This window comes from Bradyrhizobium sp. Unk1 (genome assembly GCF_059512345.1).
The window spans coordinates 26,876-50,009 of sequence record NZ_JCAMOP010000036.1 but is presented as its reverse complement, the minus strand read 5'-3'; the positions used below and the strand labels follow the sequence as shown (position 1 = coordinate 50,009).

Annotated in this window: 22 protein-coding genes; 10 read left to right on the top strand and 12 right to left on the bottom strand. The window is 65.2% G+C overall.

Features of this window, described 5'->3' with window-relative positions; genetic code table 11:
- Positions 1 to 20: 20 nt before the first annotated feature.
- A complete protein-coding gene (locus AC5ZFO_RS35110) occupies positions 21 to 953 on the top strand; it encodes an ATP-grasp domain-containing protein (RefSeq protein WP_282520338.1) in 933 nt (310 codons plus the stop codon).
- 212 nt (positions 954 to 1,165) lie between these two features.
- On the opposite strand, the gene AC5ZFO_RS35105 is transcribed toward AC5ZFO_RS35110, so the two are convergent.
- Entirely contained in the window at positions 1,166 to 2,086 is a 921-nt protein-coding gene (locus AC5ZFO_RS35105) for an amino acid ABC transporter substrate-binding protein (RefSeq protein ID WP_282520337.1), read from the bottom strand.
- Between the two features lie 12 nt (positions 2,087 to 2,098).
- Positions 2,099 to 3,394, bottom strand: a complete 1,296-nt coding sequence (locus AC5ZFO_RS35100; RefSeq protein ID WP_282520336.1) for a dicarboxylate/amino acid:cation symporter — start codon at positions 3,392 to 3,394, stop codon at positions 2,099 to 2,101.
- A gap of 210 nt (positions 3,395 to 3,604) precedes the next feature.
- On the opposite strand from AC5ZFO_RS35100, the gene AC5ZFO_RS35095 reads away from it, so the two are divergent.
- From AC5ZFO_RS35095 to AC5ZFO_RS35075, 5 genes are all read left to right on the top strand, one after another.
- Positions 3,605 to 4,606: an NADP-dependent oxidoreductase gene (locus AC5ZFO_RS35095; RefSeq protein WP_247316385.1), complete on the top strand. Its 1,002-nt coding sequence runs from the start codon at positions 3,605 to 3,607 to the stop codon at positions 4,604 to 4,606.
- A gap of 236 nt (positions 4,607 to 4,842) precedes the next feature.
- Complete coding sequence (locus tag AC5ZFO_RS35090; RefSeq protein ID WP_282520335.1) at positions 4,843 to 5,652, top strand: cysteine rich repeat-containing protein; 810 nt, start codon at positions 4,843 to 4,845, stop codon at positions 5,650 to 5,652.
- 125 nt (positions 5,653 to 5,777) lie between these two features.
- Positions 5,778 to 5,993, top strand: a complete 216-nt coding sequence (locus AC5ZFO_RS35085) for a hypothetical protein (protein ID WP_496123223.1) — start codon at positions 5,778 to 5,780, stop codon at positions 5,991 to 5,993.
- A gap of 188 nt (positions 5,994 to 6,181) precedes the next feature.
- On the top strand, positions 6,182 to 7,321 hold the full coding sequence (locus AC5ZFO_RS35080) for an FAD-dependent monooxygenase (protein ID WP_282520333.1): 1,140 nt from the start codon (positions 6,182 to 6,184) through the stop codon (positions 7,319 to 7,321).
- Positions 7,318 to 8,931, top strand: coding sequence for a benzoate-CoA ligase family protein (locus tag AC5ZFO_RS35075; RefSeq protein ID WP_282520332.1), 1,614 nt, complete (start codon positions 7,318 to 7,320; stop codon positions 8,929 to 8,931). Before AC5ZFO_RS35080 ends, AC5ZFO_RS35075 begins: the two co-directional genes overlap by 4 nt.
- Positions 8,932 to 9,099: 168 nt before the next feature.
- Here AC5ZFO_RS35075 and AC5ZFO_RS35070 read toward each other — a convergent pair whose 3' ends face one another.
- Both AC5ZFO_RS35070 and maiA read right to left on the bottom strand, forming a co-directional pair.
- Positions 9,100 to 9,612: a MarR family winged helix-turn-helix transcriptional regulator gene (locus AC5ZFO_RS35070; protein ID WP_282520331.1), complete on the bottom strand. Its 513-nt coding sequence runs from the start codon at positions 9,610 to 9,612 to the stop codon at positions 9,100 to 9,102.
- A complete protein-coding gene (maiA, locus tag AC5ZFO_RS35065; protein ID WP_282520330.1) occupies positions 9,602 to 10,234 on the bottom strand; it encodes a maleylacetoacetate isomerase in 633 nt (210 codons plus the stop codon). The genes AC5ZFO_RS35070 and maiA overlap by 11 nt, the downstream gene beginning before the upstream one ends.
- Before the next feature lie 143 nt (positions 10,235 to 10,377).
- On the opposite strand from maiA, the gene gtdA reads away from it, so the two are divergent.
- Positions 10,378 to 11,418, top strand: a complete 1,041-nt coding sequence (gene gtdA, locus AC5ZFO_RS35060) for a gentisate 1,2-dioxygenase (RefSeq protein ID WP_496123222.1) — start codon at positions 10,378 to 10,380, stop codon at positions 11,416 to 11,418.
- Positions 11,419 to 11,526: 108 nt separating this feature from the next.
- Here gtdA and AC5ZFO_RS35055 read toward each other — a convergent pair whose 3' ends face one another.
- The 4 genes from AC5ZFO_RS35055 to AC5ZFO_RS35040 form a co-directional block, all read right to left on the bottom strand.
- Positions 11,527 to 12,345 carry an ABC transporter permease gene (locus AC5ZFO_RS35055; protein ID WP_282520328.1) on the bottom strand — a complete coding sequence of 273 codons (819 nt, stop codon included), beginning with the start codon at positions 12,343 to 12,345 and terminating at the stop codon, positions 11,527 to 11,529.
- Complete coding sequence (locus AC5ZFO_RS35050; protein ID WP_282520327.1) at positions 12,338 to 13,111, bottom strand: ABC transporter ATP-binding protein; 774 nt, start codon at positions 13,109 to 13,111, stop codon at positions 12,338 to 12,340. Before AC5ZFO_RS35050 ends, AC5ZFO_RS35055 begins: the two co-directional genes overlap by 8 nt.
- A gap of 286 nt (positions 13,112 to 13,397) precedes the next feature.
- Positions 13,398 to 14,402: an ABC transporter substrate-binding protein gene (locus tag AC5ZFO_RS35045; protein ID WP_282520326.1), complete on the bottom strand. Its 1,005-nt coding sequence runs from the start codon at positions 14,400 to 14,402 to the stop codon at positions 13,398 to 13,400.
- 45 nt (positions 14,403 to 14,447) lie between these two features.
- Positions 14,448 to 15,815 carry an FAD-dependent oxidoreductase gene (locus tag AC5ZFO_RS35040; RefSeq protein ID WP_282520325.1) on the bottom strand — a complete coding sequence of 456 codons (1,368 nt, stop codon included), beginning with the start codon at positions 15,813 to 15,815 and terminating at the stop codon, positions 14,448 to 14,450.
- 110 nt (positions 15,816 to 15,925) lie between these two features.
- Between AC5ZFO_RS35040 and AC5ZFO_RS35035 the strand changes: the two genes are divergently transcribed.
- Positions 15,926 to 16,810: a LysR family transcriptional regulator gene (locus AC5ZFO_RS35035; protein WP_282520324.1), complete on the top strand. Its 885-nt coding sequence runs from the start codon at positions 15,926 to 15,928 to the stop codon at positions 16,808 to 16,810.
- 44 nt (positions 16,811 to 16,854) lie between these two features.
- Here AC5ZFO_RS35035 and AC5ZFO_RS35030 read toward each other — a convergent pair whose 3' ends face one another.
- Together AC5ZFO_RS35030 and AC5ZFO_RS35025 are read right to left on the bottom strand one after the other, a co-directional pair.
- Positions 16,855 to 18,891, bottom strand: coding sequence for a methyl-accepting chemotaxis protein (locus tag AC5ZFO_RS35030; RefSeq protein WP_282520323.1), 2,037 nt, complete (start codon positions 18,889 to 18,891; stop codon positions 16,855 to 16,857).
- Between the two features lie 17 nt (positions 18,892 to 18,908).
- The gene (locus AC5ZFO_RS35025) at positions 18,909 to 19,898 is read right to left on the bottom strand and encodes a TRAP transporter substrate-binding protein (RefSeq protein WP_282520322.1); all 990 of its coding nucleotides are present in this window, start codon (positions 19,896 to 19,898) and stop codon (positions 18,909 to 18,911) included.
- 199 nt (positions 19,899 to 20,097) lie between these two features.
- Here AC5ZFO_RS35025 and AC5ZFO_RS35020 point away from each other — a divergent pair, with 199 nt between their 5' ends.
- Entirely contained in the window at positions 20,098 to 20,346 is a 249-nt protein-coding gene (locus AC5ZFO_RS35020) for a hypothetical protein (protein WP_282520321.1), read from the top strand.
- An 11-nt stretch (positions 20,347 to 20,357) separates the two neighbouring features.
- On the opposite strand, the gene AC5ZFO_RS35015 is transcribed toward AC5ZFO_RS35020, so the two are convergent.
- A complete protein-coding gene (locus AC5ZFO_RS35015) occupies positions 20,358 to 21,161 on the bottom strand; it encodes an enoyl-CoA hydratase-related protein (RefSeq protein WP_282520320.1) in 804 nt (267 codons plus the stop codon).
- Between the two features lie 159 nt (positions 21,162 to 21,320).
- Between AC5ZFO_RS35015 and AC5ZFO_RS35010 the strand changes: the two genes are divergently transcribed.
- Positions 21,321 to 22,295 carry a ketopantoate reductase family protein gene (locus AC5ZFO_RS35010; RefSeq protein ID WP_166353464.1) on the top strand — a complete coding sequence of 325 codons (975 nt, stop codon included), beginning with the start codon at positions 21,321 to 21,323 and terminating at the stop codon, positions 22,293 to 22,295.
- 82 nt (positions 22,296 to 22,377) lie between these two features.
- Here AC5ZFO_RS35010 and AC5ZFO_RS35005 read toward each other — a convergent pair whose 3' ends face one another.
- On the bottom strand, positions 22,378 to 23,055 hold the full coding sequence (locus tag AC5ZFO_RS35005) for an alpha/beta hydrolase family protein (protein ID WP_282520318.1): 678 nt from the start codon (positions 23,053 to 23,055) through the stop codon (positions 22,378 to 22,380).
- Positions 23,056 to 23,134 lie beyond the last annotated feature (79 nt).

Genomic DNA, 23,134 nt, shown 5'->3' with positions numbered 1-23,134 from the left:
CGACAGGAACGACTGAACACATGGCAAGCGGCGAGCGGATCTTCGTCCAGGCGATCAGGCGCTATTGCGCGACCCATGGCATCGCGCTCGATGTCCGCGCCGGCGGCTGGCTGCTCGCGATGCGCCGCCGCGCGAAGCGCCACTTCGCGTTCGGCTACGACATCGGCCTCAACAGCGCCATCGCGCACCGCCTCGCCAACGACAAATCGGCCACTGCCGAGGTGCTGGCGCTTGAGGGCGTACCATGCGTTCCGCATCGCCTCTTCCTCAACCCTAGCATGGGCGCGCACGTTGCAGGGCCCGATTGGCAGCAGGCGATGCTGGCGCTGCTCAGGCAGAATCCGCAAGGCGTCGTGGTGAAGCCGAACGAGGGCACGTCCGGACGCGGGGTGTTCAAGGTGACGGGCCGCGACGCGCTCGATCGTGCCGTGACCGAGGTGTTTTCTTCGAGCCTCGGTCTCGTGATCGCGCCCTATGTCGAGATCGAGGACGAGGTCCGCGTCATCCTGCTCGATGGCCAGCCGATGTTCGTCTACCGCAAGGAGCGCCCGCAGGTCGTCGGCGACGGCGTGCACACCTTGCGTGAGCTGGCGACCGCGGCGGGACATGACGGGGCGCTCTCCGAGCTCGGTACGCGCGAGGTGAACGCCATTGTCCCGAAGGGCGAGCAGCGCATCCTGAACTGGCGGCACAATCTCGATGCGGGTGCTCGGCCGGTGCTGATGGAGGACGGCGAGGTCCGGGCGGCCTGCGCAAAACTCGCCGGAGAAGCCGCCGACGCCATCGGCATCACCTTCGCATCGATCGACGTGGTCCGTGTCGATGGCGCCTGGCGGGTGCTGGAAATCAATTCCGGCGTGATGATGGAAGCGCTGGCGAAGCTGCATCCGGAGCTGGTGCAGGCGACGTACGACGCGGCGCTGGATCGGGTGTTTGGGAACGAAGCGCAATAGCCGCGGCGAAGATCCCCACCCTCCCCTGGAGGGGTCCGGGACGAGCGTAGCTCGCCCGTGGGTCGCTGTGCATGGAGCGAAGCGGAATGCGCAGCGGGGTGGGGTGACAGTCTCTCCACCGAAGCAGTGCCCGCGTGGAGAGATCACCCCACCCCGCTCGCGCTACGCGCGATCGACCCTCCCCCTCCAGGGCAGGGTAAGAGAAACCGCCGCTAATTATTCGCGCTCGCGGAATCGTCCATCGCCTTGAAGGCTTCCTCCAGTTGCAGCGAGATCGGCACGTTCAGGCGTTCGCCGGTGGGCAGCCGCGCGGTGAACCATTTGTTGTAGAGCGGAACGAGATCGCGATTGGAGCCGAGCTTGCGGAAGGTGCGGTCGACCACCGCCGACAGTTGCGGCTCGCCCTTCCTGAACATGATGCCGTAGGGATCGTAGGACAAGTAGTCGCCGGTGACGCGGAACTTGTCCTGCGCCTTGTGCCGCGCGATCAGCCCCGAAAGCAGGATGTCGTCGGTCGCGAACGCATCGGCCTTGCCGTCGACGAGCATCTGGTACGACTGCTCGTGATCCGGCGACGTGACGATGTTCAGCCCCAACGAGGACTTCTTGTCGGCCGCCTGGATCGCCTGCTCGTTGGTGGTGCCCTTCGTCACCACGATGGTCTTGCCCTTCAAGTCGGTCAGCGACTGGACCTTTGATGCCTTCGGCACCATCAGCTTGGTGCCGGCGACGAACATCAAAGGCGAGAACGCGACGCGCTTGCCGCGCTCGGCATTGGCGGTGGTCGAGCCGCATTCCAGGTCGATCTTGTTCTGGAGCACGGCATCGATGCGGTCGTCCGAGGTGACCTTGACGTAATCGATCTTCAGATCGGGATCGTCGACCTCGACGCCGATCTCCTCGACGATGGCCTCGCAGAGCTCGAGGCTGTAGCCGATCGGGCGGCCGGACTGGTCGAGGAAGGAGAACGGCGGCGAGCTCTCGCGATAGCCGAGCCGCACGGTATGCCTGTTCTTGATGGCCGACAGCGTCGGGCTAAGCCCTTCGCTGCCGCCGGTCTGGGCGGAGGCGCCGGTTGCCAGCAGGCACGCCGCCAGCAACAGGCCACCCGATATCGCCGTTGAAAGGCGCATGACGCACTCCCGTCAATGGCCGGCCATCGCGGGCAGTTCGCCCGGAACCATGTCCGGCGTCGTCGCTTCGCCGGGTCCGAGTTCGTGCTCGGGCCCGAGCTCACCTTCCCACTTCGCGACCACGGCAGTCGCGAGCGAATTGCCGATGACATTGGTGGCGCTGCGTCCCATGTCGAGGAACGTGTCGATGCCCATGATCATCAGCAGGCCTGCCTCGGGGATGCCGAACTGCGACAGCGTCGAGGCGATCACCACGAGGGATGCGCGCGGCACGCCGGCAACGCCCTTGGAGGTGATCATCAACGTCGCGAGCATCGCCAGCTGCGTCGCGAGCGACATCTCGATGTGGTAGGTCTGCGCGATGAAGATGCTCGCGAAGGTGCAGTACATCATCGTGCCGTCGAGATTGAAGGAGTAACCGAGCGGCAGCACGAAGCTCGAGATCCGCGACGACGCGCCGAACTTGGTCAACCCCTCCAGCGTCTTCGGATAGGCCGCTTCCGAGCTCGCGGTGGAGAACGCGATCATTAGGGGTTCGCGGATCAGCTTCAGCAGATGGCTGTATCGCGGCCCGATCACGATGAAGCCGACGATCATCAGGATGCCCCACAGGATCCCAAGCGCGAGATAGAAGCCGCCCATGAAGACGACGAGCTTCCACAGCACGCCGAGGCCGTTCTTGGCGACGGTGGCCGTGATGGCGGCCCATACCGCGAGCGGGGCGAACAGCATCACATAGCTCGTCACCTTGAGCATGATGTGAGCGACGTCGTCGATCATTGCCAGGATCGGCTTCGATCGTTCGGGCATCGAGCCCATCGCCACCGAGAAGAACACGGCGAAGATCACGATCTGCAGGATCTCGTTCTGCGCCATGGCGTCGGCGATCGAGGTCGGGATCAGATGGGTCAGGAATTTTTCGATCGAGAAGGCCGAGACCGGCAAGCCGGTCGATTGCCCCGCCTGCGGCAGCGTGCCGGGGAAGTTCGCGCCGGGCTGGAGCAGATTGACCATGACGAGGCCGAGCAGCAGCGACACGAAGGACGCGCTGATGAACCAGCCCATGGTCTTGGCGAAGATGCGCCCGAGCCGCGCGCCGCTGCCCATATGCGCGATGCCACCGACCAGGGTCGCGAACACCAGCGGCGCGATGATCATCTTGATCAGGCGCAGGAACATCATGGCGATCAGGTTGATGGAGGAAGCCCATTCGGCTCTGGTGTCGGGCAGGAAGTTGAAGATCGCCGCCCCCATGACGATGCCCAGCACCATCGCGGCCAGAATGTATTGCGTAAACCTGTTCGACATCGCTTACCCCCACCTACACCGGCGCTTCATGATGTCGCAGATATGACGACGACGCAACACGCTTGGCGTGCGCGCGCGATGGCCGGATGTTCCCGTTGCGAAACGGGGCGGCGCGATCTAGCCTTCATGCAGCGCACAACGAATGCGGCTTGCACGTTTTCTTTGCGGCGGCTGCATCAATAATCGTCAAGCAAACGAAGAGGAAACGCCATGAGCAGCAGCATCAATCGCCAGATTCTTCTGGTCGAAAAGCCCAGCGGCAAGCTCGGTGCCGAGCACTTCAAGATGGTCGAGGGTGCGATGCCGGAGCCGAAGGACGGCGAGGCCTTGCTGCAGGTGCGTTACATCTCGCTCGACGCCGCCAACCGCGCCTGGATGCATGGCGCGACCTATCGCTCCGCGGTCGAGGCCAACAGCGTGATGGCCGGCGGCGGCATCGCCGAGGTCGTCAGCTCGAAGGCGCCGGGGCTAGCTGCCGGCGACATCGTGTTCGGCGACACCGGCTGGCAGGAGTTTGCCGCGGTGCCGGCAAAGCATCTCACGAAAATGCCGAAGCTGGAGCCGATGACGCATCTGCTCAGCGTGTTCGGCATCGCCGGCCTCACCGCCTATTTCGGCCTGCTGGAGGTCGGCAAGCCGAAAGAGGGCGAGACCGTCGTGGTGTCCGCGGCGGCGGGCTCGGTCGGCTCGATCGTCGGGCAGATCGCCAAGATCAGGGGATGTCGCGTGATCGGCATCGCCGGCGGTGCGGACAAGTGCAACTGGCTGACCTCCGAGCTCGGCTTCGATGCCGCCGTCGACTACAAGGACGGCGCGGTGTTCAAGGCCCTGCGCGCGGCCGCGCCAAAAGGCATCGACGTCTATTTCGACAATGTCGGCGGCGACATTCTGGAAGCCTGCCTGCCGCAGATGAACAATTACGGCCGCATCGCCTGCTGCGGCGCGATCTCGCAATATGACGGCGCCCCCGCAGCGCACGGCCCGCGCGGCGTGCCCGGCCTGATCGTGGTGAAGCGGCTGGTCATGCAGGGCTTCATCGTGATGGACTACATGAAGGAGAGCCAGCGCGCGCTCGCCGACCTCCAGGGCTGGGTCGCATCCGGCAAGCTGAAGGTGCAGGAGGACATCATCGACGGATTGGAGAACACACCGAAGGCGCTGATCGGGTTGCTCGCGGGAGAGAACCGCGGCAAGCGCATGGTCAAGCTCTGACGACGCATTGTTTGAGCATGATCTCCGCGTAAACGCATTCCGCGTTTATCGCGAGGGAAAATCGCTGCACACTTTTTCGGATCATGCTCTAGTTGCGTCGCAATCGCGCCGGTATAATCTACTTGCGGTAGAGGTCGAAGCGGCCAATGATGCTGCACGCGGCATCACCCGCAATGATTGCTTGCATTACATTTGAAAATCGTCGGCGTTACCGACAGGGCAGGGAATTTACCCAAATGTTCAACACGTTGAAACATGCATCAACGCGTCGCGCGCTGCTGGCGGCAACGCTGTTCGCAACTGCAACAGGCGCATTCGCGCAAGCGCCGACCGAGGCTCAGAAGAGCGCCATCCGCTCCGCATGCCGCTCAGACTTCATGGCGCACTGCGCGAGCGTCACGCCCGGCGGCGTGGAAGCGTATCAATGTCTCCAGAAGAACATGTCCAGCCTGTCATCGGGATGCCAGACCGCCGTTCGCGCGGTCGAGCCCGCTGCGGCGCCGAAGACTGAAGCTGCGCCCGCCAAGTCTGAACCGGCAAAGACCGAAGCGGCCCCCGCCGCCGGGGCGAAGCCCGCCGCCGCAGCCGCTCCGAAAGCGGCGGCGTCAAAGCAGCCGAGCAGCACGCAGATTGCCGCGGTCAAGAGCGCGTGCCGCGCCGATTATCCCAAGGTGTGCGCCAGCGTGCCGCCGGGCGGCGCCCCCGCCCTCGAATGCCTCGAGAAGAACAAGGCCAAGGTTTCGCCGGCCTGCGAGAAGGCGGTGAGCGCCGCAACCGGTGGCGGCGGCGCCGCTGCGACGGCAGCGCCTGCGGGCGCAGCTCCAGCGGCGGCGGCTCCGGCGGCGGCGCCGGCCGTGATCGCTCTGCGCCCGCTGCGGCCGCGCGAAGAGCTGTTCATCGTGCGCTCGGCCTGCGGTTCCGACATCCGCACGCTCTGCGCCGGCGTCGCGCCGGGCGGGGGCCGCATCGTGCAATGCATCTCCAGCAATGCCGCGTCACTGTCGCCCGCCTGCAAGGACGTGCTGGCGCCATTCGCGGCGCGATAAGCGACGCGCGATTGCGCGCCAAGGGCGCGACCACGATCGGCCGCGCGAATGAATTTTCGCGCGCCTGCCGCGACAAATCCTTTGCCAGTAACCGATTTCGATCACGACAAGACCGGGAGGAAGACATGCGTTCATTTCTGCTTAGTGCTTCCGCGCTCCTCGCCTTCGGCGCGAGCATGACCTTTGAGTCGACCGATGCCAACGTGGTGGTGTGCGCCCGCGGCGTCTACCGCGCCGGCTGTGCCGGGCCGAATGCGGCCGTCGTGGTGCGTAAGCCGGTTCCCGCGGTCCGCTGTACCAGGGTGCTGGTGAACGGCGTCTACGTGAAGCGCTGCGTCTGACCCCGGATGGCCAAGCCCGCGCGGTTTGGCTATGGTTCGCAACGCCACTGCTTCGGACACGCGCCAGGTGCGTGTCCGGGAGTAAGCTTCGACGCGCCTCGCCTTCGATAATTCCGCTGGCGTGGACGGCCGGAGCACATTAGTCTACCCCTAGATAGTAAGTATACTGTCAATTAGGGAGGCAGACGTTGCGGATCGCCGTGATTGGCGGGGGGCCCGGTGGGCTCTATTTCGCCTATCTCTGGAAGAAGCGTCACCCCGAGGATCAAGTCGACCTGTTCGAACAGAACCCGGCCGACGCGACCTGGGGCTTTGGCGTCGTGTTCTCCGATCAGGCTCTGGAATTCCTGCGCGCCGACGACCCCGAAACGGTCGACGCAATCGCGCCGCACATGGAGAGCTGGGAGAACATCACGCTCAACCTTCACGGCGACAGCGTCGCCATCGACGGCGTCGGCTTCTCCTCGATCGGCAGGCTGGAGCTGTTGCAGTTCCTCCAGCAGCGCGCGCTCGACGCCGGCGTCACGCCGCGCTTCGACACGCCGGTCCACGCCATCGACCAGCTCAACGGCCACGACCTGATCGTCGCGGCCGACGGGCTGAACTCGCTGGTGCGGCGCGCCTATGAGGGCGATTTCGGCACGTCGCTGTCCTACTCCTCCAACAAGTTCGTCTGGTACGGGACCTCGAAGCGCTTCGACACGCTGTCGCAGACCTTCGTGAAGACCGATCGCGGCGCCTTCAATGCCCATCACTATCGCTACTCCCCGACCATGAGCACCTTCCTGGTCGAATGCGACCACGCGACATGGCAGGCCTATGGCTTCGCCTACAAGGATGCCGAGCAGTCCAAGGGCGTCTGCGAGGAGGTCTTTGCCGACACGCTGGGCGGCCACTGCCTGGTCTCCAACAAATCGGTCTGGCGCAACTTTCCCTGGGTCTGGAACGAGCACTGGTCGTTCAAGAACATGGTGCTGCTCGGCGACGCCCTGCACTCGGCGCATTTCTCCATCGGCTCGGGGACGCGGCTCGCGATCGAGGACGCCATTGCGCTGGTCAAGGCGCTGGAATCGGATGCGCATCTGTCGACCGCGCTGCATCGTTACCAGGCGGCGCGAAAGCCGGTGGTGCAGAAGCTCGTCAATGCTGCGCGCACCTCGGCCTTCTGGTACGAGCACTTCGCCCAGCACATGCAGCTCGGCCTGATGGACTTCGCCTACAGCTACATCACCCGCTCCGGCCGCATCGACGACCCCCGGCTGCGCGCGATGTCGCCCGCCTTCATGACGCTCTACGAGGCCGAGAAGAACGGCGGAGATGCCGCATGAGCAGCGAGATTCGCGACCAGGTGCCCGCCGACAGCCCGGGCGCTCGCGAAATCGGCTTTGCCATTCCGCAAACCTACAATGCCAGCCGCGTGCTGTTCGACCAGCTCGCCAAGGGCCGCGGCGACAAGCCCGCGCTGATCGGGCCCGCGGGGACGCGCAGCTATGCCGAGCTTTGCGCGGAAGCTTGCCGCTGGGGCAACGGTTTCGCCTCGCTCGGCCTGAAGCGCGGCGACCGCGTGCTGCTGTTCCTCGACGATACCCCGGCCTATCCCGCCGCATTCTTCGGCGCGGTGCGCGCCGGCTTCGTGCCGCTCCTGATCAACACGCTGACGCCGCCGGACCTGCTGCAATTCTATCTCGCCGATTCCGGCGCGGCGGTCGCGGTGGCGGATGCCGAATTCGCGACGCGCTTCGATGCGGAGGCCTGCAAGGCGACCTGCCTGCGCACGCTGATCGTCGTCAACGGGCAAGCGCGCGACCACGCCGCGCCTGCGGCGATCGCGGCGCCCGGCTGGCTCGCGCAGTTCCCGGCCGAGCTCGCGGAAGCGGATACCCATCGCGACGAGATGGCGTTCTGGATGTACTCCTCCGGCTCGACCGGCCGGCCCAAGGGCATCGTGCATCTCCAGCACGACATGGCCTACAGCGATGCCGCCTTTGCGCAGAGCGTGTTGAAGCTGACGCCCGGCGACATCTGCTTCTCGGTGCCGAAGATCTTCTTCGCCTACGGTTTCGGCAACTCCGTCACCTTCCCGTTCTCCGCAGGTGCCGCGACGCTGCTGCTGCCGGGCCAGCCGAAGCCTGCATCGATCTTTGCCGCGATCGAGCAATACAAGCCGACGGTCTTCTTCGGCCTGCCGACGCTGTACACCTCACTGACCAAGGCGGAGGGAGCAGACAAGACCAACTTCTCGTCGCTGCGCATGTCGCTTTCGGCGGCCGAGGTTTTGTCTGCGGACGTTTTCAACGGCTGGAAGACTCTCACCGGCCTCGAGATCGTCGAAGGCCTCGGCTCGACCGAGGTGCTGCACATTTATCTTTCCAATCGCCCCGAGCAGAAGAAGCTCGGCGCCGCCGGCCTGCGCGTGCCTGGCTACGAGGTCGCACTGCGCGACAAGGGCGGCCGCGACGTCGCCGACGACGAGGAAGGCATTTTGTGGGTGCGCGGCGATTCCAACACGCCGCTGTACTGGAACCGGCCGGACAAATCCGCCGAGACCATCCGCGAGGGCGGTTGGATCTACACCGGTGACCGTTTCGTCCGCGATGCCGACGGCTTCCACTTCTTCCGCGGCCGTGCCGACGACCTCATCAAGATCTCAGGCCAGTGGGTCTACCCGCTGGAGGTCGAGCTGTGCCTCGCCGACCACCCCGACATCCGCGAATGCGCGGTGTTCGCCGCCGAGCTGCCGGACCGGCGCATGACGCTGAAGGCCGTGGTGGTGATGAACGACCGCGCGACCGATCAGAATGAGGCGACGCGGCGGCTACAGGATTACGTCAAGGGCAAGCTGCTTCCTTACAAATATCCGCGCGAGGTGATTTTTATCGACGAGCTGCCGAAGACGGGAACGGGGAAGATCGACCGGCAGGCGCTATTGCGGATGTAGCAATCCCAAACTCGCTGTCATCGCCCGCGGAGGCGGGCGATCCAGTATTCCAGAGGCGGTTGTGATTGAGCCGGGAGGCCGCGGCGTACTGGATTCCCCGCCTTCGCGGGGAATGACAGTTGAGACTGGGGCAACGGCGTCACTACACACGAGAGACGCCACACCCCCTCACCCACCCTTCCCCAGATGCTCCAGCGCATCCTCGGCGCGCAGCGGCACGCGCGAGGCCTCGTTGTTGAGGTCGACGAGCTGGACCAAAAGCCCCATCAGCGTCTTGCGGTCGGCGGGTTTCAGCGGCTCCAGCATCCGCGCCTGGGCCCGCTCGACGGCGGGGATGATCTCGCGCAGGATCGCCGCGCCTGATTTCGTCAGATAGAGCAGCTTGATCCGCTTGTCTTCGGGGGCCGGCTTGCGCTCGATGAAATCCTTGGCCTGCAGCCGCTCGATCACGCTGCCGAGCGTGGAGCGGTCGAAGGCGATCACCGCCGACAGCCGTGTCGCGTCGATGCCGGGATGGGTGTGGATCGCGATCAGTGCGGCATATTGCACCGGCGTGAGATCGAACGCCTTGCACTCCTCCATGAAGATCGAGACAGCGATCTGCTGCATGCGCCGGAACAGATAGCCCGGCGCGGCGTAGACCGCGTCGATCGTGATCGGAGGGGCGGGCTTACTCGGCATCGGGCTGCTGCTCCGGCGCGGCGTTTGCGAAGGCCGGCAACCCCTTTGCCGCAGCTTCCGCCTTCAGCAGCCGCGGATAGGCAGCGACATCGACCCCGAAACGGCGGGCATTGGCGAGCTGCGGCACCAGGCAGAGATCGGCGAGCGTCGGCGCATCGCCGAAGCAGAACGGCCCCGGCTCGTCCTTGATCAGCGTCTCGCAGGCCGACAGCCCCTCGCGGTTGACCCAGGCCGCCCAGTCCTGGACCTTCTCCTCGGCCAGGCCGAGCTCGCGCAGCCGCGCCAGCACCTTCAGGTTCTGCACCGGGTGGGTGTCGCAGGCGATCGCCAGCGCGAACGCCCTCACCTTCGCGCGCCGCAACGGATCCTTCGGCAGCAGCGGCGGATTGGGATGCGTCTCGTCGAGCCATTCGATGATGGCGACCGATTGGGTCAGCGCCACTCCCGCATCGTTCTCCAGCGTCGGCACCAACCCTTGCGGATTGATGGCGAGATAGGCGGGCGCACATTGCTCGCCCTTGCGAAGATGATGCGGCAGGTGCTGGGCGCCGAGGCCCTTGAGGTTCAGCGCGATCCGCACCCGATAGGCGGCGCTGGAGCGGAAATAGCCGTGCAGCTTCATCGGAACCCTCCCTTTCATTTTCCGTCATTCCGGGGCTCGCAAAGCGAGAGCCGGAATGACGACCTTGTATGTCGTTCGTCACGTTGACGCTACCTAGATCGTCAGTATACTGTCAATTAACAAAACGATCGGGAGCAGCAACCATGGAAGCCGTGACCAAGACGCCGGAACGCGAGGCGTTCTACCGGAAGATCGACGGCGAAAATCTCACCGCGCTGTGGACGGTGATGAGCGATTTGATCACGCCGGAGCCGAAGAGCGCCTGCCGCCCGCATCTATGGAAATTCGAAATCATCCGCGACTACATGACGGAGGCCGGCAAGCTGATCACGGCCAAGGAAGCCGAGCGGCGCGTGCTGGTGCTGGAGAACCCCGGCCTGCGCGGCCAGTCGAAAATCACGACCTCGCTCTATGCCGGCGTGCAGATGGTGGTGCCCGGCGACGTCGCGCCCGCCCACCGGCACAGCCAGTCGGCGCTGCGCTTCGTGCTCGAAGGCAAGGGCGCCCACACCGCGGTGGACGGTGAGCGCACCGCGATGGAGCCCGGCGATTTCATCATCACGCCGTCGATGACCTGGCACGATCATTCCAACGAGACCACTGAGCCGATGTTCTGGCTCGACGGCCTCGACATCCCGCTGGTGCAGTTCTTCGACTGCTCCTTTGCGGAAGGCTCCAAGGAAGACCAGCAGAAGATCACCAGGCCCGCCGGCGATAGCTTTGCGCGCTACGGCCACAATCTGCTGCCGGTCGACGCGAAGCGATCGTCCAAGACCTCACCGATCTTCAGCTATCCCTATGCCTACACCCGCGAGGCGCTGGAGAAAGCCCGCGCGAGCCAGGAGTGGGACGCCTGCCACGGATTGAAGCTGAAATTCAGCAACCCCGAGACCGGCGATTTCGCAATGCCGACCATCGGCACCTTCATCCAGTTGCTGCCGAAGGGTTTCAAGACCGCACGCTACCGCGCGACCGATGCGACCGTGTTCTGTCCGATCGAGGGCAAGGGACGCAGCCGTATTGGCGATGCCGTTTTCGAATGGGGCCCGCGTGATCTGTTCGTGGTGCCGAGCTGGCAATGGGTGACGCACGAGGCCGAAGACGACGCCGTGCTGTTCAGCTTCTCGGATCGCCCGGTGCAGCAGAAGCTGGATCTGTTTCGCGAGGATCGCGGCAACGCGTGAGGCTCTCGTAGGGTGGGCAAAGGCGCAACGCGCCGTGCCCACGTCTTCTCATGAAGGAATGGTGGGCACGCTTACGCTTTGCCCACCCTACGGCTGCGGTGATTGTGGCTACCGCCAGTGCAACAACCGCGTCTCCAGCCAGCCAATCACCTTCCCGACCACAAGCCCGAACACCGACAGGATCACCACGCCCGCGAGCAGCTGATCCGTCTGCATCAGATTGCCGGCCTGAAGCACAAAGGCGCCGATGCCGTACTGGGCGCCGATCATCTCGGCGCTGACGACGAGCAGCAGCGCGACGGACGCGGTGATGCGGAAGCCGGCGAGGATGGCGGGCAGCGCGCCGGGCCAGATCACCTTGCGCACGATGGTGGCGAAGGGAACGTTGAAACTCTGCGCCATGCGGATGAGGTTGCGCGGCACCGCATCGACGCCGCTATAGACCGAGATCGCGGTCGAGAAGAACACGCCGAGCGCAATGGTGGCGATCTTCGGCTCTTCGCCGATGCCGAGCCAGAGAATGAGCAATGGCAGCAGCGCGATCTTCGGGATCGGGAACAGCGCCGAGATGAAGGTGATGCCGACGCTGCGCGCAAGCCGCGACAAGCCGATGGCAAAGCCGACCGCGACGCCGGCCGCTGTTCCCAGCACCCAGCCGACGCCGATGCGCAGCAGCGAGGCCGAGAGATGCTGCCAGAGCGCGCCTGACATCGCGAGCTGGTAGATCGCGCGCGCGATCGCAGCCGGCGCCGGCAGGAACAGCGGATTGACGAGCCCGGCGCTGCCGGCCGCCTGCCAGATCGCAATGACGAGGGCGAGCGCGATCCAGCCGCCGAAACGGCTGCTCGCGGGCACGAAGCCGGCGCCGCGAAAACGGACGCGCCGCGTCGTGTCGTCCTTCGCAGACGTCCCCGCGCGATCAAGCATGCTGGACCTCGCGCTCGGCGTCGATCGCCTCGTTGCGGATCAGCGACCAGATCTGGTTCTGAAGCGCCAGCAGCTTTTCACGCGCAGCGATCTCGCCGCGCTCGGTGCGCGTCATCGGTACGGTCACGACCTCTCGAATGCGGCCCGGCCGCCGCGACAGCACCACGATGCGGTCGGCGAGCCGTGCGGCCTCCTCGAGATTGTGGGTGACATAGACCGCGCCCATGCCGCCATCGGCGAGCAGGCGGACAAAGTCTTCCATCAGCAATTCGCGGGTCTGCGAATCCAGCGCCGAGAGCGGTTCGTCCATCAGCAGGATGGCGGGCTTGACCGCAAGCGCGCGCGAAATGCCGACGCGCTGGCGCATACCGCCGGAAAGCTGCTTCGGATAGGTTGTGCGGAAGTCGGTCAGGCCGGTGCGGCGCAAGGCGTCGTCGACCAGCGCGCGGCGCTGGGCCGCCGAAAGCTGCGTGTGCAGCAACGGGAATTCGACATTCTCCTCCACCGTCGCCCAGGGCAGCAGCGCGAAATCCTGGAACACGAAGGTCAGCGGATTGAGGCTGTCCGCCGGCGGGGCCCCGCGCAGCTCGGGCGCGCCGGACGTCGGCTGCAACAGCCCGCCGAGGATCGACAGCAGCGTGCTCTTGCCGCAGCCGGACGGACCGACGATCGCCACCACCTCGCCGGCACCGACGGTGAAGGAAACGTCGTCGAGCACGGCGAGGTCGCCGAAGCGATGGCTGATGTGGTTGGCGATCAGGTCCATGCGACGAGCCCGCTTTTTTCACCCTCCCCTGGAGGGGGAGGGTCGGTTCGTATTGAGCGAAGCGAAATGCGGGCCGGGGTGGGGTGACGGACTATCCGCAATGATACTGACAGTGGATAGGCGCGAACCCTTCGCGAGTGGTTAGAGCGAACGACGGAGAGATCGCCGCTGTGGCTCACCCCGCCCCGCTCGCTCCGGACGATGCTGCGCATCGCCGGTACGATCGACCCTCCCCCTCCAGGGGAGGGTGGCAGATCGCCTGCCGCACCAATCCACATTGTTAGCATCAATCCGCCTTCACAAAATCCTTGGCGATGATCGTGTTCGCATCAAAGCCCTTGTCGGCAAAGCCCTGCTCCTGCAGCCATTTGATCTGGTTGTCGACGTTCTTGACGTCGAGCTTGCCGTCGGGATCGATATAGGCGCAATTGCCGACCACCTGCTCGACCGGCAAATTGGTGTATTTGGCGATGATCTCCAGCAGCGGCTTTGTCTTGTCGTTGATGGGCGCGACGCCGTCCTTCATTGCGGCGAGGATGACGTCGTGATATTCGCGGTCGGCTTTCGCGAGCACGCCGAGAAATTTCGTCACCAGCACCTTGTTGGTCAGCGTCTTGGGCGAAGCGAACACCGCACCCAATTGCCAGGGCGTCTCGTCGCCGACCCATCCCAAAAACTTCGCGCCGCCCTCGTCCATCAGCTTTCGCGCGGTGGAGATCGGCAGCAGCGCCGCATCCACGGTTTCGCCCTTCAGGGCGGCCGCCGCGTTCGACAGCGATTGCAGCGGCACGATCTTCACGTCGGCGAGCCTGAAACCGTATTTGTCGGCGAGCAGCCCCAGCGAATAGTGAAAGGACGAGCCAACCTGCGTCATCGCCACACGCTTGCCCGCGAGGTCTTTCGGCGTCTTCAGCCCGGCGGCATAGGCGTTGTTGCTGGCGAAATAGCCGATCAGGGGATAACCGGCCTTCTCGCGGCTCATGCCGCCGATCACTTTCAGCGTGCCTTTGCCGGCGAGATTGTAGAGACCCGCCGTGAAGGCGGTGACACCGAAATCGATGTCGCCCGAGGTGGTCGCGACCGCGATCGGCTGCGCCGCATCGAAGAACTTCAGCTCGACATCGAGACCGGCCTCGCGGAAATAGCCCTTGTCCTGCGCAATGAAGACGGGCGCGGACGACGACAGGCGGAGCACGCCGACCCTGGCCTTCAGCGCGTCTTCGGCCCGGGCCGCGCCCAGCGCTGTGATCGTCATCAGGCCAGCCAGTGCGAGCCGCACAATCCCGATCATCCCGTTTCCTCCGTCGTCGTTCTCTCGGTCGTAATGTTACAACCGTCACAATCCTTCGGGCACGGGCTGGTCCCGCCCGATGAAGGCGCCCTGTTGTTTCAACGTTTCCTGCAATTTTTCAATGGGGATGTCGCGCGGGATGCGGTTTCCTGAGAGCGCGAGCGCGGCGGCGGAACCGGCGGCCTCGCCCATCACGAAACAGGCACCGGAAACCCGCGCCGCCGACTGGCCCTCATGGGTCATCGAGGCGCAGCGGCCGGCGACGAGGAGATTGTCGACGCCCTCGGGCACCAGCATCCGGTAAGGCAGCTCGTTATAGCCGCGCGATTCCGGGATTGGCGGGAACGTGAAGACGACATCGCCGGGAACATGGGCCTCGATCGGCCAGCCATTGACGCCGATCGAATCCGCGAACGAGGCGCAGCCGAGCACATCCTCGCCGCTGAGCTGGTAGCCGCCCTTGATGCGACGGGTCTCGCGGATGCCGAGCTGCGGCGGCAAATCGACGATGTAGGATTTTTCAAAACCCGGCACGCTGCTGCGCAGGAACTCGAATGCGGCCAGCGCCTGCTTGCGGCCCTCGATCTCGCCGCGGGTGAGGTCGTCGGGCTCGATGCCGTTGATGGCATGGCCGTCCTCGCGCGCCACTTGCGTGAAATTCACCCGCCATTCGATGCCTGATTTCTGCGGCCGCACGATCGCGCTCTTGCGCGGGAATGTGTGGGTGCCGGCGGCGATCGCCTTCTCCATCAATTGCGGGATGGTTCGCCAGGCATCGCCCGCCTTCTCGGGATCGATGCCGTTGAGACGAAGCATCATCGAGGGGTACATCGGATGGCCGTGCTCATCGCCGACCTCGAACGGCGCCCCGGCCCAGACCGCGAGGTCGCCGTCGCCGGAGCAATCGATGAAGATCTCGGCGCGGACCGCCTGCCGTCCGGCCTTGGTTTCGACCATCAGCGCATCGATGCGGCTGTTATCGCCCATCACGACACCGGCACCGAGCGCATGGAAGAGGATGTGCACCTTGTGGCTGGCGAGCAGCTCGTCGGCCGCGATCTTGTAGGCCGCGGTGTCATAGGCCTGGGCGAAGACCTTGCCGAGGATCAAATGCGGCGCGTTGAGGCCGTTCAAATGATCAATCCGCGCCAGCAGATCGGACGCCATGCCCTGCACCAGCCGGTGGGCCTGGCCGTAGACATTGCCATGCAGGCCGCAGAAATTGGTGACGCCGGCAGCCGTGCCCATGCCGCCGAGGAAGCCGTAGCGCTCGATCAGCAGCGTCTTTCGTCCCGCGCGCGCCGCTGACGCCGCCGCCACGATGCCGGCCGGCCCGCCGCCGAGAACGACGACTTCATATTCGCCGTAGAGCGGCACCTGGCGTGCCGGTTCTTCGATCATCATGGCCCGCATGCGCGTCCGCTCCCAAAATCTCTTGCTTGAAGCCGACTATGAATTAACGCTAGGCGAGCTACAATCCACCAAAATACGCGATCAGCTTTCTCGAATCGAGAAAGGTCGACATGGACATCCTGGTAAACCTTCAGGCGTTCCTCGCCACCGCCGACGCAGCCGGTTTCTCCGCCGCTGCGCGAAAGCTCAATGTCTCGACCTCGGTCGTGGCCAAGCGCGTCACACAACTGGAGGCGCGGATCGATACGCCGCTGTTTCACCGCTCGACCCGGCAATTGCGTCTGACCGACGCCGGCCAGCGCTACGTCCATCGCGCGCGCGGCGTCGTCACCGATGCCACCGACCTGCTCTCCCGCATGGGCGAGAAGGGACACGATCTCGTCGATCACCTCCGCATCAAGGCGCCGACCTCGCTCACCGTGGCGCGCCTTGCCGACGCCTTCAGTGCCTTCCAGACGCAGAACCCGCGATTGAAACTCGAGATCGTGCTGATCGATCGCCCGGTCGATCCCGTCACCGAAGGCTTTGACATCGCCATCGGCGCCTTCCCTCATTCCTTCGGCGGCGTGGTCGACGAGCCGCTGTGTCCGCTGAAGCGGCTGCTGTGCGCCTCACCGGCCTATTTGAAGAAGCACGGCGCGCCAAAGCACCCGCGCGACCTGGTCGACCATCGCTGTCTCAGCTTTCTGCCGACGGGACCTGAGTGGATCTTCGACGGCCCGCGCGGGCGCATCAGCATCCAGGTCAGCCCGCTGCTCTCCTCCAACGAGGGCCATGTGCTGGCGCGTAGCGCGATCGCCGGCAACGGCATCGCGCTGATCTCCCATTATCTCGTGGCGGATGCCCTGCGCGACGGTACGCTCAAGCCGGTGCTGCGCGACTTTCCAATCCCCGAGCTGTGGGTCAAGGCTGCGATCCCCGAGCGGCGGCGCAACGCCGCCGCGGTGCAGGCTCTCTTGCGCGAATTGAAGAGCGCGCTGCTACCGGTGCTGTAAGGCCGCCTCGTTCGCCCCCCGTGGCGTCGCCGGCTTCTCCGGGTTCAGGCCGCCGAGCGGATGGTGTGGAGGAAATCGTCGACGTTCGACCTCATCGAATCCGCCTGCTGCTTCAGGGCGGCTGCGACCGTAAGGGCGGCTTCGGCGCCGGCGTCGGTCTCGCCCGCCACGGCGCGCACCTGCCCGATTTCCTGCGTCACCGCCGTGGTGCCGTTGGCCGCCTCTTCGACATTGCGCGCGATTTCGCCCGTGGCCGCGCCCTGCTCTTCGACGGCCGCGGCAATCGCCGTGGCGATGTCGGCCATTTCCTTGACGGTGGAGCCGAATTGCTTGATCGCCTGAACCGATTGGCCGGTCGCACTCTGGATCGTCGCGATCTGGCTGGCGATCTGCTCGGTCGCCTGCGCCGTCTGGGTGGCGAGACTCTTGACCTCGCTGGCGACGATCGCGAAGCCCCGGCCGGCGTCGCCGGCGCGCGCCGCTTCGATGGTCGCGTTCAGCGCCAGCAAATTGGTCTGGCTGGCGATCGCCTGGATCAGCTGAATGATGGTGCCGATCTTCTCAGCCGCATCCGACAGCCCATGCATCAATTCGGAGGTACGGTTGGTCTCGTCGGTCGCCCGGCTCGAGACCGCGACGGAGCGGTGGACCTGGCTCGAGATTTCACGGATCGAGGCCGCGAGCTGCTGGGTGGCGGAGGCGACGGTCTGCACATTCATCGATGCCTGCTCGGCGCGGGTGGCGACAGCTTCGGCGAGCCCGCGTCCGCGTTCGGCGACCTTCGCCAACTCCTCGGCGCTGCGCCCCATGTCGTCGGCACGACCGCCGACACCGGAAATGACCCCCTGCATGCCCTGCTCGAAGCGGCCGGCAAGATCCGACATCATGCGGGCGCGGTCGGCCTCGCTGGCTTCGCGCTGTGCCGTCGCCTCACCTTCCATGCGGCGAACCGCCAGCGCGTTTTCGCGGAACACCTCGACGGCGCGTGCCATGCGGCCGATTTCGTCGCGCGAGTCACCGCCCGGAATCGGCTCATCGAGCTCGCCCGCCGCCAGCGATTGCATCCGGTCGGTCATGCCGCGAATCGGACCCGACACGCTGGCGCCGATCAGCCACGCCAACACCGCTCCCAGCAGCAGCGCGCCGGCCGCGGTCGCGATGACGGTCTGCTTGGTCTGATCGACCGCTGCCGCGGTCTTGTCGCCCTGCTCGGCGCGCACGGTGCCGAGCTTCGCGTTGATCTTGTTGACGTGGTCGTCGATTGCCGCACTGGCCTTCTTCAATTCGGCCTGCCTGGCGCGCAGATCGGCGGCCACCTTGATGACCTCGTCCAGCGCGGCCGCGTCGGCCGTGATCGCAGTCTTGAGCGCTGCGACCAGCGCCTTCAGTTTGGCGTCGTTCGCCCCCGCCAGCTCAGCCTCGGTGTCCGCGATCGCCAGCTGGGCGTAGGACAACGCCTGCTTGGCGTCGTCGGCATCGCCCGTCGACAAAGTGGAGCCATAGCGCATCACGGTGATCCGCAGTGCGTCAACGACGCCGGCCAGGCGCATCGGGTTGACCAGCCGTTCCGCGTCCTCGGACCGGTTGGCGAGCGCAACCTGGATGCCGCTGACATTAAGGCCGGCGGCTGCACCATGGGCGTCGGTTTTCGTGGTCGCGGCGCGCAGCCGATCCGCCGCCTCCGCTGCCGCGGTGAACGACGAACGATAGGTTTCCAGCGCGGTCTTGACCGGGCCGATGCCTTCTGAGATCGCTTGCAGCTTGCCGAACTGCCGGTCGACCTGATCGGCCAGTTTGCCGACGCCGTCGATCGCCTTGGCCGCGGCATCCTTGTCGCCGACGTTCCAGGTTCGGATGAATTTCTCGACCGCCGAGTTCGCCTCCAGAAGCGCGGCCCGCGCCTGTGACATGCCGGCGTCGCCGGCAGCGCTGGTCACGAGCTCATTGACCGTTCCGCCGATCCGCTCGACCTGGACCATGGCGAAGCCCGCGAGCAGGACCAGAAAGCTGAGAACCAGCGCGAAGCCGCCAAACACGCGCGGACGAACGCCGACCCGGGACATCATGTGCGATAATTTCATGGCAAATCCGAAATTCTTCAACGCGTGGACCGGATGGCGGCGAGCAGATCCTTGCCAAACCGCTTCTCGAATTCCTGATCGAGCGGCTTGACCGCGTCGACGAAGGGCTGGCGGTCGAATGTCTCGATCACGTCCATGCCGCCGCTACGCACCTGCTCGAGCGATGCGGCATCGAGCTTGGCCTGCCAGGTCACCTCCGCACCCTCCTTCGCCAGCGCGATCAGCATGGCCTGGTCGGCCGGCGGAAGCTGTTCGAACATGGCACGGTTGGCGACGAACGCGATCGGCGCGAAGAAGTGACCGGTCAGCGTGAGGTATTTCTGGACTTCGTAAAGCCGGGAGCCGGCGATGGTCGGCACCGGATTTTCCTGCCCATCGAGCCGGCCGTCCTTCAGCGCGGTATAGACCAGCGGAAATTCCATCGGGACCACTTCGGCGCCGAGCGCCTTGAATGTCATCTGGTAGATCTCGTTCGGAATGACGCGAATCTTGAGACCTTTGATATCCTCGGGCGTGCGAACCGGCCGTTTGGAATTGGTGACGTTGCGAAATCCCTGTCGGCCGATCGCCAGCAGCGTCAGCCCCTTGTCGGCGAATTTAGTGGCGATTGCCGCGCCGGCCGGACCTTGCGCCACGGCCTTCGCGTGGGCTGTGTCGCGGAACAGGAAGGGAATGTCGAACACGCCAAGTTCGGGGACGACCGAACTGACCACAGACCCCGACAGCACCGCCATATCGACCGAGCCGGCCCGGGTCGCCGCCAGGATGGCGTTCTCGCTGCCGAGCGCGTTGGTGGCGCGCTGGTCGATCACGATGCGCTTGCCGGCCGATGCCACCAGCTTCTGGCGAAACTCATCGGCCCCGAGCTGCTGCGGGCTCCCCAGCTGGGAATTGAACGCCAGAGAGATCAATCGCGGTGAAGCGGCAGCCGGTTGCAGAACCAGCAGCCCTGCCGCCGCGGCGACGATCGATCCGGCTTTCCAAAGTCCCAAAACTTGTCTGTGCATTCGACACCGTGGCGTGACAATTGTCGTAACCCTAATGCCCGGGAATGATTGAACCCTTAAGGAAGGCCCCGCGGTATTACGGAGATTAGCCTCGATCCGCCGCCGACGAGATTCGGGACAGAGGTCCGATGCAGATGGTATCGGATTGCTGTGGGATAATGAGTGGTTCGAGAGAATGACGATGGGATCAAGAATACAAATGGCAGCCGCCATCGCGATCGGCATCATGGGCGGCACGGTCCCGGCCCGCGCCGAGGTCGCGCAATGCCGGTTCATCCAGGCCAAGCCGGAGCGCGAAGCGTGCTACCAACGTCAGGAAGCCGCGCTGGCCGCCAAGCGCAAGCCGGAGCCCAGCGCGGAAAGCAAGACGCTCGAATCGATGCGCCAGATGCGGCAGGACGACGATGCCGTCTATCGCAGCATCAACAACATCTGCCGCGGCTGCTGAACGATAGAGGCTCAGCCTTTACCGCCACCCCAACTCGCCGCGCGCTTCTCGGCGAACGACGCCAGTCCTTCCACCGCCTCCGCGCTCTGGCGCTTGAGCGAATGCAGGTGCACGAGCCGCTTGTAGGCGGCATCGTCCACCGCCATCCCGCCAAACGAGCTCTCCAGCGCGAGCCGCTTGGTCTCGGCCATCGCCTCCGGTCCGTTGGCAAGGAGCTGCTCGACCACTTTGGCGCCGGCGGCTTCGAGGTCGGCGAGCGGGACGACCTCGTGGACGAGGCCGATGCGGCGGGCATCTTCGGCGCCGAAACGTTCGCCCGTCAGCGCGTAGCGGCGGACTTGCCGTACACTAATGGCATCGCAAAGCTGCGGGATGATGATCGCGGCGGTCAGGCCCCAGCGCACCTCCGTGATCGAGAACAGCGCATTGTCCGCCGCGATCACGACGTCGCAGGCGGCAATCACGCCGGTGCCGCCGCCAAAACAGCCGCCCTGCACCAGCGCGACGGTCGGGATCGGCAAGGTATTAAGCCGCTGCACGGCTTCGAAGGTCGCACGCGACGCCGCCTCGTTGGCCTCGGTCGATTGCGGCCGCACGCCGTTGATCCATTTGAGGTCCGCGCCGGCCTGGAAATGCTTGCCATTGCCCCGGAGCACGACGACGCGAAGGTTGGGCTTCCTGCCGAGATCGTCCATGGCCGCGAGCACGCCTGCGATCAATGCGCCGTCATAGGCATTGTTCACTTCGGGCCGGTTCAACGTGACGGTCGCAACCCCACGCTCATCGAGGGTCCACAGGACGGGGTTGGCAGTCATCGGCGATCCTCCGGTCATCTTGTTTGCCGCCCACTATGGCTGAGGCAACTCATCCCGATCCATATCTTTCCGGCGTAGGGCGGCCGCGTCCATCGCATGGCGGCTTGTGTCATGCTGCTGCCGGGCGTCATCAAGGGATCAGGGACGGGACATCACACCATGCGCATCTGCATTTTCGGCGCGGGCGCCGTCGGCAGCCATATCGCGGTCAGGCTGGCCCGCGCCGGCCATGAGGTCTCGTGCGTGATGCGCGGCGCCCATCTGGAGGCGGTCCGCGCCAATGGCCTGAAGCTGCGCGTCGGCGATTCCGAGGTCACCGCCAAGGTGAACGCCTCCGGCGATGCGGCCCAGCTCGGCCCGCAGGACGTCGTGATCAGCACGCTCAAGGCGACCGCGCTGACGGGGCTGGTCGCCAGCATCAAACCGCTGCTCCAGGACGACACCGCGATCGTCTTTGCGCAGAACGGTATTCCCTGGTGGTACGGCATCGGCCTGCCGCCACGGCATCCGACGCCGCCCGACATTTCCTTCCTCGACCCCGGCGGTCGCTTGCGCGCATGCATCCCGAAAGAGCGGATCGTCGGCGGCGTCGTCTTCTCCTCCAACGAGGTGACCGCGCCCGGCGTGGTGCAGAACCTGACGCCGGACCGTAACCGCCTGCTGATCGGCGAATGCGACGACCGCAATTGCGAGCGCATCACCAGGCTTCGCGGCGTTCTCAACGATGCACGGCTGGAATCGCCGCCGGTGGCGGAGATCCGCGAGGCGATCTGGTCAAAGCTCCTGACCAACATGTCACTGTCGGTGCTGTGCCTGCTCACCGGCCAGACCGCGCGCGGCGTGCGTGACGACCCGGCCTTTGCCGAGGTCATTCCGCGCATGCTGAACGAGGCCAACGACATCGCGCAGCACTTCATCCCCGAGGTCAAGCGCGTGACGCGCAGCGGCCCCGCCCCCAACCACAAGCCGTCGCTGCTCCAGGATTACGAGCTCGGCCGCGCCATGGAGATCGACGTGCTGGTGAAGGCGCCCGCCGCCTTCGCCCGCACCGCCGGCCTGTCGACGCCGACGCTCGACCTGATCGCCGCGCTGGCGATCCAGAAGGCGCGCGACAAGGGGCTTTATTCGGCGTGAAGCGCGATGCGCTTCACGTTATTTTTGGAGCATGATCTTTCTCGGAAAACCGCTGCGCACTTTTCCGGATCATGCTTGAGCCTCAGGTGAGCGCGTCGATCCACGCCGTCAGCGTATCGAGCACCTCTGTGAGCGCCTCTTCGTTAGTGCGGCCGGATTTCTTCAGCACCGCGAAGGAGTGATCGCCGCCGGCGACCTCGTGCAGCGTCGCTTTCGGGCCGAGTGCATCGATCACGGGCTTGAGGAGGCCGAGATCGGCAAGCCCGTCGCGCGTGCCTTGTAGGAACAGCATCGGGATCTCGACATGGGCCAGATGCTCGGCGCGCTCCGTCGACGGCTTTTTGTCGGCGTGCAGGGGAAAGCCGAGGAAGGCGAGCCCTTTGACATGAGGCAGCGGCGCCTTGGACTGCGTCTGCGAGGTCATGCGCCCGCCAAACGACTTTCCGCCGGCAACGAGCTTCAAGCCGGGGCAGAGCCGGCTTGCGTCCTCGACTGCCGCGCGGATAGTGGCGTGGGCGACCGCTGGCTGGTCAGGACGGCCCTGCTTGTTTTCCATGTAGGGAAAATTGAAGCGGAACGTCGCGATGCCACGATCCGCGAGGCCGTCCGCAATCTTGTCCATCGATGCATGCCGCATCCCTGCGCCGGCGCCGTGCGCGAGCACGTAGCAGGCGCGCGCCTTGGCCGGCTGCGTCAGGATCGCCGAGACCGTGCCGATGCGCTCGATGTCGAGCTTGAGCTCTTGAGTTTTGGTCGCCACAATCAGCCACCCTGACAGACGCGTTTCCGGCCGCCTTGGTAGCGTCACCGGCGCAGCCTGAAAACACAATAATTGCCGC

Bases quoted from the DNA above. Each gene is read 5' to 3' on its own strand.
- AC5ZFO_RS35040 (WP_282520325.1), bottom strand. From the start codon at position 15,815: ATGCGGGCCATGATGATCGAAGAACCGGCACGCCAGGTGCCGCTCTAC.
- AC5ZFO_RS35055 (WP_282520328.1), bottom strand. From the start codon at position 12,345: ATGCTTGATCGCGCGGGGACGTCTGCGAAGGACGACACGACGCGGCGC.
- AC5ZFO_RS35025 (WP_282520322.1), bottom strand. From the start codon at position 19,898: ATGCACAGACAAGTTTTGGGACTTTGGAAAGCCGGATCGATCGTCGCC.
- AC5ZFO_RS35095 (WP_247316385.1), top strand. From the start codon at position 3,605: ATGAGCAGCAGCATCAATCGCCAGATTCTTCTGGTCGAAAAGCCCAGC.
- AC5ZFO_RS35010 (WP_166353464.1), top strand. From the start codon at position 21,321: ATGCGCATCTGCATTTTCGGCGCGGGCGCCGTCGGCAGCCATATCGCG.
- AC5ZFO_RS35050 (WP_282520327.1), bottom strand. From the start codon at position 13,111: ATGGACCTGATCGCCAACCACATCAGCCATCGCTTCGGCGACCTCGCC.
- AC5ZFO_RS35110 (WP_282520338.1), top strand. From the start codon at position 21: ATGGCAAGCGGCGAGCGGATCTTCGTCCAGGCGATCAGGCGCTATTGC.
- AC5ZFO_RS35015 (WP_282520320.1), bottom strand. From the start codon at position 21,161: ATGACTGCCAACCCCGTCCTGTGGACCCTCGATGAGCGTGGGGTTGCG.
- AC5ZFO_RS35020 (WP_282520321.1), top strand. From the start codon at position 20,098: ATGGCAGCCGCCATCGCGATCGGCATCATGGGCGGCACGGTCCCGGCC.
- AC5ZFO_RS35100 (WP_282520336.1), bottom strand. From the start codon at position 3,394: ATGTCGAACAGGTTTACGCAATACATTCTGGCCGCGATGGTGCTGGGC.
- AC5ZFO_RS35035 (WP_282520324.1), top strand. From the start codon at position 15,926: ATGGACATCCTGGTAAACCTTCAGGCGTTCCTCGCCACCGCCGACGCA.
- maiA (WP_282520330.1), bottom strand. From the start codon at position 10,234: ATGAAGCTGCACGGCTATTTCCGCTCCAGCGCCGCCTATCGGGTGCGG.
- AC5ZFO_RS35070 (WP_282520331.1), bottom strand. From the start codon at position 9,612: ATGCCGAGTAAGCCCGCCCCTCCGATCACGATCGACGCGGTCTACGCC.
- AC5ZFO_RS35030 (WP_282520323.1), bottom strand. From the start codon at position 18,891: ATGAAATTATCGCACATGATGTCCCGGGTCGGCGTTCGTCCGCGCGTG.
- gtdA (WP_496123222.1), top strand. From the start codon at position 10,378: ATGGAAGCCGTGACCAAGACGCCGGAACGCGAGGCGTTCTACCGGAAG.
- AC5ZFO_RS35090 (WP_282520335.1), top strand. From the start codon at position 4,843: ATGTTCAACACGTTGAAACATGCATCAACGCGTCGCGCGCTGCTGGCG.
- AC5ZFO_RS35075 (WP_282520332.1), top strand. From the start codon at position 7,318: ATGAGCAGCGAGATTCGCGACCAGGTGCCCGCCGACAGCCCGGGCGCT.
- AC5ZFO_RS35045 (WP_282520326.1), bottom strand. From the start codon at position 14,402: ATGATCGGGATTGTGCGGCTCGCACTGGCTGGCCTGATGACGATCACA.
- AC5ZFO_RS35105 (WP_282520337.1), bottom strand. From the start codon at position 2,086: ATGCGCCTTTCAACGGCGATATCGGGTGGCCTGTTGCTGGCGGCGTGC.
- AC5ZFO_RS35085 (WP_496123223.1), top strand. From the start codon at position 5,778: ATGCGTTCATTTCTGCTTAGTGCTTCCGCGCTCCTCGCCTTCGGCGCG.